General features: G+C 58.3%; 7 protein-coding genes and 2 pseudogenes. 3 read left to right on the forward strand and 6 right to left on the reverse strand.

What is annotated here, in order from left to right; all coding sequences use genetic code 11:
* Positions 1 to 431, forward strand: a 431-nt coding sequence (locus tag HV796_RS38135; RefSeq protein ID WP_175232993.1) for a YadA-like family protein, incomplete at its 5' end; no start/stop codon positions are given.
* 892 nt (positions 432 to 1,323) lie between these two features.
* On the opposite strand, the gene HV796_RS38140 is transcribed toward HV796_RS38135, so the two are convergent.
* Both HV796_RS38140 and HV796_RS38145 read right to left on the reverse strand, forming a co-directional pair.
* Positions 1,324 to 1,707 carry a hypothetical protein gene (locus HV796_RS38140; protein ID WP_175232994.1) on the reverse strand — a complete coding sequence of 128 codons (384 nt, stop codon included), beginning with the start codon at positions 1,705 to 1,707 and terminating at the stop codon, positions 1,324 to 1,326.
* Positions 1,708 to 2,685: 978 nt separating this feature from the next.
* Positions 2,686 to 2,972: pseudogene (locus tag HV796_RS38145) on the reverse strand (IS3 family transposase); the annotation flags it as partial.
* 708 nt (positions 2,973 to 3,680) lie between these two features.
* Between HV796_RS38145 and HV796_RS38150 the strand changes: the two are divergent.
* Positions 3,681 to 3,872 (forward strand): hypothetical protein, encoded by a 192-nt coding sequence (locus HV796_RS38150; RefSeq protein WP_175232995.1) that lies wholly within the window; start codon positions 3,681 to 3,683, stop codon positions 3,870 to 3,872.
* A gap of 479 nt (positions 3,873 to 4,351) precedes the next feature.
* Here HV796_RS38150 and HV796_RS38155 read toward each other — a convergent pair.
* Both HV796_RS38155 and HV796_RS38160 read right to left on the reverse strand, forming a co-directional pair.
* Positions 4,352 to 5,488 (reverse strand): annotated as a pseudogene (locus HV796_RS38155) (IS110 family RNA-guided transposase).
* A gap of 181 nt (positions 5,489 to 5,669) precedes the next feature.
* Positions 5,670 to 6,911, reverse strand: a complete 1,242-nt coding sequence (locus HV796_RS38160; protein ID WP_217478134.1) for a hypothetical protein — start codon at positions 6,909 to 6,911, stop codon at positions 5,670 to 5,672.
* A 458-nt stretch (positions 6,912 to 7,369) separates the two neighbouring features.
* Here HV796_RS38160 and HV796_RS38165 point away from each other — a divergent pair, with 458 nt between their 5' ends.
* Entirely contained in the window at positions 7,370 to 7,840 is a 471-nt protein-coding gene (locus tag HV796_RS38165) for a hypothetical protein (RefSeq protein WP_175232997.1), read from the forward strand.
* A 424-nt stretch (positions 7,841 to 8,264) separates the two neighbouring features.
* Here HV796_RS38165 and HV796_RS38170 read toward each other — a convergent pair whose 3' ends face one another.
* Both HV796_RS38170 and HV796_RS38175 read right to left on the reverse strand, forming a co-directional pair.
* Positions 8,265 to 8,666: a hypothetical protein gene (locus HV796_RS38170; RefSeq protein WP_175232998.1), complete on the reverse strand. Its 402-nt coding sequence runs from the start codon at positions 8,664 to 8,666 to the stop codon at positions 8,265 to 8,267.
* Between the two features lie 92 nt (positions 8,667 to 8,758).
* Entirely contained in the window at positions 8,759 to 9,793 is a 1,035-nt protein-coding gene (locus HV796_RS38175; protein ID WP_175232992.1) for a hypothetical protein, read from the reverse strand.
* Between the last annotated feature and the right edge of the window lie 592 nt (positions 9,794 to 10,385).

Here is a 10,385-nt window from a genome sequence, read left to right on the forward strand (position 1 = left end):
GCCGCAGCAACGTGGTGAGCGTGGGCGCGCCAGGCGCGGAGCGGCAGGTCACGAACGTGGCGGCGGGCACGCAGGCAACCGACGCGGTGAACGTGCAGCAGCTCAACCAGACTGTCGCGCAGGGCGTCGGGCAGGCCAACAGCTACACCGACAAGCAGATCGGGGTGCTGGGAAGCCGGATCGATGGTGTTGATCGCGAGGCGCGCCAGGGGATTGCGGCGACGGCTGCGCTCACGCGCTCCGCGGTAATGCCCTACGTGCCCGGCCATGCAGTGGTAACGACGGGCGGAGCAGTCTATCGAGGTCAGGTTGCAGGAGCGCTTGGTGTCGGCTACTGGAGTGAAAACGGGCGGGACAACGTGAACTTCGGCATGGCCTACTCGGGAGGTAACTCACAGGTGTACTCGGTCGGTTATTCGCACGTTTTCTGATCGGCGCTAAGGTGGCAACCCCAAAGGGTTGGCGCCGTTCGCATGACTGACCAGAACTGAAAAACACTGCACGCTGGACCCCGCACGCAAATTGATCCTAAAGGCAGTTTGCGTGCGCCTTTGCTCAGATCTTGTAGGTGGAGCCATCAAAAGGGCTCTTGGTTCGGGGCAAGGAGCTCTTGCGCTGTTTCGTACCAGTAGAAGCTTGCCCGAGCCGAATTGTGTACCCTGAACGCTCCCTTTTAACTATCACTGTGACAATATCCCCAACGAAATCAATGGCGCAAGCAACGTACACTTTGCCGGACTGCATCCTTTTAGAGGAGAAAGTCCGAATACACCAACTCCGAATGTAATGAAGGACTCTCGCGCCTCGTCGCACCAAGCGACTCGGTTCGAATTTCAGGGGCTTCCCGAAAGAAAAAGTGGCGCCCCCGTCCAGGAGCTCCTCAACAAGGGGAAAATATCGTCGTGAACCCGCGAGTGCTGTACATCGCGATCTCTAATCCAAAGGGTCTGTGGGAAGGCCAAGTTCGAGCTAGTCATCCTTCTTGGATGGCTAGACTCTCGCAGCTCCCGCCGTGCTGGGCACGGCGGGAGCTGCGAATAGACGCCGGATCGGCAGCGATCAGCGATTTCGTAATGGCTGGCGAGCACGTCTGCGTCCTTCGCCCGCTCTAGGTGACCATGTGCAATGCGGCCCGTGACCAAGTTCACGTAGGCGCCGGCGCACCGCGCGCGTAAGCGCTTGACAACGTGGCGAATTGCGGATCGCCGACGGGAACAATTCCATCACGCGAATATCGGCCCGCTTGCCCCGTCGACCCAACCAGCGTTGGCACGGCAACGCTGCCCACAACGAGAATATTAGGGTCGGCCACTGACCGCACTATCACTTGGCCGGAGCCCTCCGAGATGACGGGTTGTCATCGTTGACGCACTGGCTCCAGTCTTCACCGGCGTAGTTCGTTGCCGCAGAGGCCCTGTGCATCGCCGTAAATCCATCTTTGGTTATGTAAGACCTTGCATTGCCAGCGCTGTGTCGGTTCTGCCGGAACGTTTCGCCGTAGTGGATATTGAGCGCTCTTTTGTTGATATCCGCCATCACAGCAACATCGACTGCAGGCGACCTGCCTTCCCATGACTGTGCGAAATACGCTTTGTCCACGAGCGCGTGCCTGGCGAGATCCAGCGTCTGATCGCCAGCGGACGAACCAGGGCGCGTTTGAGGCGGGTGCACGTCGACGGTGCCTTGGGCGTTGGCGTTATCCAGCATCGCGTCAACCTCATTGGCGGACAACGGAGTGGACGGTAACCCGGCAAGCAGGGGCTGCGTAGCCCGATTCTCGCGGGTGCCCCGGGAGGTGGCCGATTGTGTGAGATCCTGCCAGGATTCGGTGAGGGGGTGTCCTGCTTCCGATGGAGCGCCGCGGGGGTTAGCGGCGTTCGAATTGACGTAGACGTGCATAAAATGATTCAGGTGCGGGTGGGGCGACGAGGCAATGTTACGGGTTCGAATAATCTCTCTGCAATCGCTGATTGCGCAACATTCCTTACCCCGCCGAAACTGCGCTGTCGTATCGGTTATTTGTACTTCGCCCCTCGCCTTGCCGCGCGCCGTATTGCAAAGATCTGACCGGGAGTGTGTGCAGGGGCACCCGGTTATTGTCGGCCGCGAGCTTCGATCTACGCGTATGTATGGTCTCCAGAATGTTTCAAGTAATCCTTCTCCTATTGATGCATGGTGTCAGTATGCACGTATATATTCGTGCATACTTATGCGGAAAACAGCTGGCCACAATGCGAAGAGTCTGCCTCGTTCTCACTACTTCAGCGGCCCTCTTTGGCCACTACGCCTGTCGGATTTTCGAGGCTGGTCGGGACCCATAGCATCATCGGTTGTTCGCCGTTCGCAAACTGTTGGCGGTTGTACGGCAGAGTATTATTGGTTTATGTGTTCATGCGATTGAGAAGCACTCGCCCTTGGTAAGCAATACGAATGTAATGCGGGCTAGCTTGTTCGGCAGTGCTGCAGCTGCAACATTCGCCCAACGTCAGTTCGGGAGTTAGCAGACCCAGCGCAAAAGGGCGTCGCCACTACTTCGAGTGACCGGAACTTCGCAGGAATGGTTCCATATTTTGGACCTATTTTTCGAACACCGAACCCGTGCCTATCCGGTACTGATGTCACTGTTGAAGCTACAGATTACCGTGACGTTGCCCATGAATTTTGGATCCCTTAGCTGGACGGAGGTCATGCCATCCGTTGATTCTGGGCGACGTACCAGTCCTTCTCGAATTGCATCGGGCTAGCGTAGTCCAACGTCGAGTGCAAGTGCGAATGATAGAAGCTCAACCAGTCGATTACCTTGTCCGACGCTTCGCGGCGCGTTGCAAAGCGATGATCGAGGATACGTGCACGCTTGAGCGATCCCCATAGGCTCTCGGTCGGCGAGTATCCGAACAATTTCCTCGACGGCTTATCGAGCTACGCATGCCGTAGCCTTTGAGCAGATCCTGGAAGTCGTGACTGTAGTATTGGGCGGATTCAACCGGTCGGCGCAACATCGTTGATCGAGGAGGCGTTCATGGGACGACCAGCGGGGTGGATGCATAAGTTGACAACGCGATGTGCGAGTCGCGCTTCGGCACACTCGAAGCCGAAATGCTCTGTCGCGAACACTTCGCCACCCACGAGCAGGCTAGGCGACGCATCTTCACGCGAACAATCAAACGTCATCGCCGTGCGGGTTGTCCACCGGCGGGCAGCGTCGTGGTCGTTGACACATTATCGACGCCGTGGTTGTGCCCCGCCTGTCGGTTAGTATCTACAGCTGTAGTACTAAGGCGGCGTGCCATACCACCGCCAGCCCCACGCAAGTCGTTATAGCTTACACGCGTGCCGGGGCACGGTGCCTTCACTAGGCTGCGTACCGACAAGCCGGCGACACTGCCAGCAGATACCGGAACACAAAACTATCGGTTCGGTCGCTGAAGCTCCTGCAATGGCGTAGCGGGTTCAGGCGGCGCAGCGGGCTGAGGAAGAGCCGGGCGAGGTACATCTGCACGTGGCAATTCGACTCTTGGAGTAGTGATACCCATCTGCCAAGCATTCGTACTGGCGTTGGTACTGGACACGGGTATGTGTGAGTGCGGAAACACACCGGTGCTAGGAGCAACCTTGTCTACTGGCATACCTTTCCAAAAAGCAACGTTACATTGTTAGGACATGGAGTGAGACATCACTCCATGGAGAGCAAGTATATTCACGTCGAGGAGGCTATCACGATGGAGCGGAAACGGCTCTTGGAGGCGAAATACGTAACGGCAATCTGCAATGGGGGCATTGTCATGTCAGGTATGGGCGGCACCGGTTTGCCAGGGTTTCATGTGGTATTCGAGGTGGCAGAGCAGATCGTTGAGCAGGGGATTCTCTCGTGACTGGGCAACCACTACTTCTACAGCCTGGCGAACTGACCAGGGCGATCGGCAGGCTGATCCCCGATCTTTAACGGCGTCCGTTAGCCGTTCTTGAGGGCAACGAGATAAATGGTTCGAGCGGCTCGATCTGACCTTGGAATCTCTGAGAAGGATCAGGCAACGCTGGAGCAGCGCCAGAGGAGATTTTTCAACCTTATGATGAGTGAGTTGAACAGGCGTTGATTGGCTGCCCGAAGGCGATTCGGTCGAAGAAACAAAAGGATAGATGTCCGTTTTTCCGGGGCAATCTCACTGATATTCGCGGGTTGGTTGGATACCGCAGTACAGAGGTCCGCCCAATGAGCCTGCCGCTATCCAGAGTCGCAAATCGGACGCAATCCGTTGCGTAGCCGGGTCGCGGGTTACTCGTGTGCCGGGCTACGCCGCCTTCAGGAAACTCCTCCTCCAGTTTTTTGGGGGGATGGGGGGCGACCGTTGCGTCACGCCGTGAGTTTTTCTTGCGGTACGGCGAGTGACATCGCAAGCCGACTGATGTCCCATATGAACCCGGCGAGTTCGCGGGCCACCGCGACCACGGCGATGTTCTTCTGCTTGCCGCTTGCGACGAGCCTGCGATAGCGCCGGCACAGGCGCACCTGTGCGTCCCAGGCCCGGTCCACGATCGGCTTGGGGATACCTTCGTGGCGACGCTGGATCTCGGGACTCACGCGGGCCGGGTGCTGGTAGCTCCAGGAGGCTTCGACCAGCAGTTCTCTTGTATAGCTGTTGCCGTTTTTCGTGATGCTGCCCTGACGGCGCTTCTCGCCCGACGAGCGTTCGGATGGCGTCACGCCCAGCCAGGCCATCAGTTGCCGCGGATGCACGAAGCGTGACAGGTCACCCAGTTCAGCGAGCATGCCCACGGCCGTCGTGAACTGCACCCACGCATGGTCTGCAGGCCCGGCACGGCCGAATAGAAGCGCCAGCCGACGACCGCCTTTCGCAACGCGGCTTCCAGGCGGGTGCATCGGGCCAGCCGGTCCTCGATCGTGCGCCGGCACTCCTCGAACGCCAGCTGCTGCCAGGCGCTGTCGAACGAATACTGGCTGATCCAGCGCCGGTGCGCCGGTCCCCAGTCGGCCCGTCCCGTATAGCGCACCCCGTGCGCAAGCAGGAAAGCCTTCAACTGTTGCCGGGCGCGCTTCAGATCGTCTTTGGCACGCACCCACGCGCGTGCCAAGTCCCGGAACGCTTCATCCTCGACGCTGGGCACGTACACGGCCGACAGGTCGCCAGCGCGCAGCGAGCGCACGAGCTTCACCGCACCGCATCGCGTCAATCGGTCTTGACGCGCTCGCCGGGCTTCTTCGGGATCAGCGACGGCGCGCGCACACCATGCAGTCGAAGCCCTTCTGGATGAGCTGCCGGTAAAGTCCGTAGCCACAGGGACCTGCCTCGCAGGCGATGCGGATGTGCCGTGCCTTCGATTGCAGTCGCTTTCACAGGAGATCGATATCCGCCTGCGTCGTGCCGGTCTTGCCGAGCAATTCGACCTCGCCCGTGCCCATCGCATAGGCGACCGTGATCGACTCCTTGTGAACGGCGCAACCGACGTACAGCGTGATATCGAGTTCCATGCTGGCCTGCGTGCCGGAAATCGCCGGGTGCGGCCCTGTCCGCACCCGTGCGGCTCTGGCAGCCATGCCAACCCGCGTTTGATCCGTCGCGGCGGGCCAGCCTCTGCCTCACGGGAGTCGTACTGACTAGACACACTCGTTGCCTTCGCATAGGCCACGTTGGTCTGGTATGCACCGTTGGTCAGGGAACCTGTCTGATGCGTCGCACGTCAATGGGCAATGGTGTTCGAATATCATCGTTCCCGGAATGCCTCACCGCGTTCGGTTCCAGAACCGGGGCTTGGGTCTGGTGGCCACCGGGGGCATTTTCAGTAACGCCCGCATCCACCAGTGCGCGGTCGGCGACCAGAACGCCCCTATTCGGGTGCCCCTGGGCGTCATAGGGGTGAGTGGGGGGCCACCCCTGCTGTTCCATGCATGCGGCGAGTGCGGTACGCAGCGATCCATGGCCATGCTGGCCAACGACGAACGAGGTTGATTCACCGATGACTCCCTGCTTGAGCAGGCGGCCAAAGATTGCACGGGCTACTGCTGGGTGTACTCCCGCTGGGTCGTCTGAACGGGTCGGGGATGTCAGAATTGCGATCTCATGCAAGTCCAGCCTGTTCCTGTCGGCATCGAAGCCAAGTGGCGACTGGAATATCCCCCGTTTGATGCCATCGTCGAGAAGCCGGCTAATGTCACTTTGCCGGTCAGCTTTGTCGCATGTAGAGATGACAGCGTTATAGGTGATCGCGTCGGGCAAAATGCCCCTTGCCGGGCCATGTTGCAGCAGGTGGTCGAATAGCCGGAGCGCATCGTTTGCGCGTGCGGCTTTTTCGCAAGCCGAAATGACCGCAGAATAACATATGGTATCGGGAAAGACGCGGCGCTCCGGGCCATGCTGCAGTAGATGGTCGAATAGCCGGAGCGCGTCGTCTGCGCGCGCGGCTTTCTCGCATGCCGAGATGGCGGCCGAGTAGGTGATGGTGTTCGGGAAGACGTCGTGTCGTGGGCCATGCAGCAGCAGATCGTCGAATAGCCGGAGCGCGTCGTCCGCGCGCGTGGCCTTTTCGCATGCCGAGATGGCGGCCGAGTACGTGATGGTGTCGGGGAATGCGCCACGCGTGGCACCATGCTGCTGCAGATGCGCGAACAGTTTGAGAGCTTCGTCGGCACGAGCAGCCTTTGCGCAAGCCGAAATGGTTGCGTTGTAGTTGACGATGTCGGGCGAGACCCCTTCTCCGGTCCGGGGGTGGCGGCATCTCTGCAACGCTTCCAGGCAGGCTATGGCGTGTTCATAGTCGTTTCCAAGCTTTCTGATGCATGCCGTTGTGACCCGCAGCACGTCATTGATGCCGACTTCGCCCCGATTGAACCGGTGGATGATGGATTCATTCGGTGTACGCGAATTACCTCTGAACGGCGCTTGCTGGGCCCCCAACCGAATGCACGTGCGTGACGTCATGTCTCTGTTACGCGTATGCCCCTGCAGTCCCTCCAGCATCGGCGCGGACGGTGGAGCGGCGGGCCGGGTGCGCGCTGACGAAACCGGACCGGCGGAGGGGCGGGCGAGCGACGTGTTACTCGAGGATGGTAATTTTGGGCCGCGAACTGTGGAAGGGGTCATGGCCTCTCGGCAGCTGGGATCAGGGCACTCATGTTACGACGCGTCGCCCGCGCTTAGCGCTAGGGCATCGTAAGACCCCGCGAAAGGACGAAATTGGGGCGTACCTCGCACGATCTTTTTCCTTGGATTGCTTTCGTGCCATGCGGTGACGTTTCGTGATGACGGTTGGGCGCCGGTGCGGAATCCGTGTGGTTCGCCTCCATCCGAGCAGCCTTTAGGCGATTCTTTATGCATGTTCACAACGGCCGAACCTTGACGCCAAAGCCCCTTGCATGCTGGATAATCAAAGTGCTCCCGTCTTGGCCAACTTCCCACAGGTGTTCACATCACGCGCCGCAGAGCTATGCGGTGCTCGCGCTGCCCTATGCGACGCGCTTCGGCGCGCAACCGAACTCGCCTATAGTGCCGCGTTGCCAACGCAACCCCTGTCCGCAGCGGACGTCGATGCCCTTATCCCATCGTTCGCCGTCGCGTCTGCCGGCGGCCTCGCGCCAGAATGTCACGCGCCGGATCTCAAAAGGAGCAAGTTCGTCGACCAAGCTAGGTCGATTGCGGAAATACCGCCAGTCGACATAGCGGTGATCGCCGAGATCAACAAACAGGCTATAAACACGCCCTGTCAGAAAACCTTTGGCTGCTCTGGCTATAGAAATGGCGGCACCGCCTCGTACGACATCACTGAAAGCGGATTTACGGCAAATCAGCGAGTTTCAGCGGAAAAGCACAACGCCGAGGAAAAGTGAGGCAGCTCGGTCAACGACGACTACCCATGATCACGGGCTGTCCTACCTTGCTTGACCTTGACGGAGGTTCCGCGCGCGCCGCGCCTTAGGCTGAGTTTGCTTTTGGTATGAAAGTCAATGACAGCAGCGTATGGTCACGGCTTCTTTACGAGGTCCTTGCCTATCCGCGGACCCGTCGACGCTTGAGTGGTGCATTTTGAAGTACCTGGTCGTGCGGCGTGTTGGTGCGGGTCAGTAACCGATGTTTGCAGACGAAAACAGAGGTCGTAGGCGTAGGCCTATTCGAGGTTTGGCCCAATTTTGGGCGACAGTTGATAGGCTGTTCGTCGGTGTCGCGCTTGACAGGAGGCGGTCCATGACAGCAGATGCATTCTGCAATTAGTCAACCTTGTGAATCGGAAAAATAATTCAATCAGGTTTATCATTACCGCCGTTGCCGCCAGCGCCCGCCGTAGCCCGCAAGCAGAATTCCCACAAAAACGCCCAGCTTTATATACCAGGTCGCCCACCACACCACGTCATCAGGAACTCCACAGTCTGATTCAGATGTGGAGGCGCACCAATCGCTTAAAGCAGGCCAGAAGCATGCCCACAGGCCCGCAAGCGCAGCGGGAAGGATGTCGGTTGGCTTAAGCAATCCCAGCACTAATACGCCCCAAAGGCATATGGCGAACGCAAACAGGTTCCCCAGCACCGCTGCTCCGCAATTCATATCGAGATTAAGCGTTCTGGAAAAGAGCCAGACAAAGCCAAACACCCCGGCAACGACGCCGAAGGTCGCTACCAGGATGGCTGTAGCGTGATCGTTTTCATCTTTGCGGTTCATACGATTTCTCTCTGAAAAATTGAAGGGGCGTGGAGTTGCTCGGGCCTTAGCTTGGTGTCTTTGGCTTACGGTGACCGATTGTGGCCGCGTACTCATCGCTCGTTGACCTTTGATTGTGGTCGCACTGCGTAGTCTTTCACGACGATCCCATCGCGCGAACCAGCATTGATCATCGCGGCACGTACCCACACGACTCTTTCCGGGAGGCGGCGCAAATGCCCTCTACGTAGATGCATTCGTGGCGATGCAGCAGTTCCCCAACCTTGCCATGCGCCAGGTGAATGATCCATCGATACCTGCAGCACCTTGCAGGTAAAGAACGGAGACTTACACGTTGCAGTCCTAATCGCATTGGCTGAACGCGATGGGCGGACGTCTTCCATTTCAACGTTTGAGCAGTTCAGAACGCTACATGCCTGTATGACCATCATGACTTCGTCGTGCGCATCAAGGTTAACCTGCGCGATAGCACGGTCCGTGTTGAAGTCGCCACGCGCGACGAGCTCACTGAAGAGTTCGGGCATCAGAACAAACGGCTGCACTCGAAACTCATATTCCTTTCCTGATGCGCGCCCGACTTCCCGCAAGGCGCTGTGGACGATGTGCGTCGCCGGTAACTTCTTGACGTTGTCGGTCCGGAAGTCACGCGGCACAAAGCTCCCCCCGGCTCCAAACTGCCAGCTCCGGAGGCGATCGATGTAAAAGATTGGAAAGATGAATATGCCGCCATCCGGGAATGCTGCGTGAATCCTGCTCTGCTGTACAGAGGGAAATGGGATGAAATTTTCGTCCAGCTCCCAGCACAAGGCTATTCGGCGGCTGGACTTGTGCTGCCGATACCCGTTCAGCGTTGGCTCGACCTCTTTTTCGTTCTCCCACGGCGCTTCGAAAGCCACGATAGGATAAGGTAAGCGAAGCAATTCCAGATGCGAATCGCCGATGGAAAACAGATCGATCAGCCGCGCGCAGTTCGGCAGGATGAACTTGGTGGCTTCGCGTAGCATGTCCGCGACGATATTCGCGTGTCGGGCGGTGTGCGGCGTTAAGTTATGCAACGCCACGGCTATATGCCGAAGATCATCAATTGCGTCGGAGCAGTAATTCAAAAGGCGAACGTCGGTGGTCAAATCATCTCCTGTCTAGTCAATTGAAGATTAGTCGCGCATTAATGATATAAAGATTAATAACCGAATAATGGAAATATAAATAAAGGTACCGAGCAGGAGCGGGTATGTGTACGATTGGCGGGTCAGCGCGTCGGTCCCGATCTCCGTCTGCGCGCTGACGGCGACAGTAGAGTCTTGGGGTGGCGTCGCCCGGTTCATTGGGCGGGTATCGTCACCTTCTTTTTCACACATTTGTCGCCCATGGCTGGGTGAAAACCTTGCGGGGCGCGTACCATGCGGAAATCAAGCTGAGGTCCTCGTGAGGGCTTTCTCGGTAAACGAGGCGCAATCTGCTGCCGTGCGAGCGGCGTTTGGGCCGATTGCCATTGATGGAATATCGAGCCCAGCTCCTGGGTGAGTTTTCAATGCGGTTTAGCCTCGATGTGATGCGAAGCACTTGACGGACCGGTCGAGCCTGACGCTCCAAGCAGAAGATGCGACCACTATTGACCTTTCCATAAATCATGACGTCACCACAAGGTTGCCTGAATCCAGCACGCGGCGATGATCGAAGGTCGGTGCTGAGCGCTTTTGAGCTTGTTGCGAGCGACGG

The organism is Paraburkholderia humisilvae (assembly GCF_902859855.1).
GTDB lineage: Bacteria > Pseudomonadota > Gammaproteobacteria > Burkholderiales > Burkholderiaceae > Paraburkholderia > Paraburkholderia humisilvae.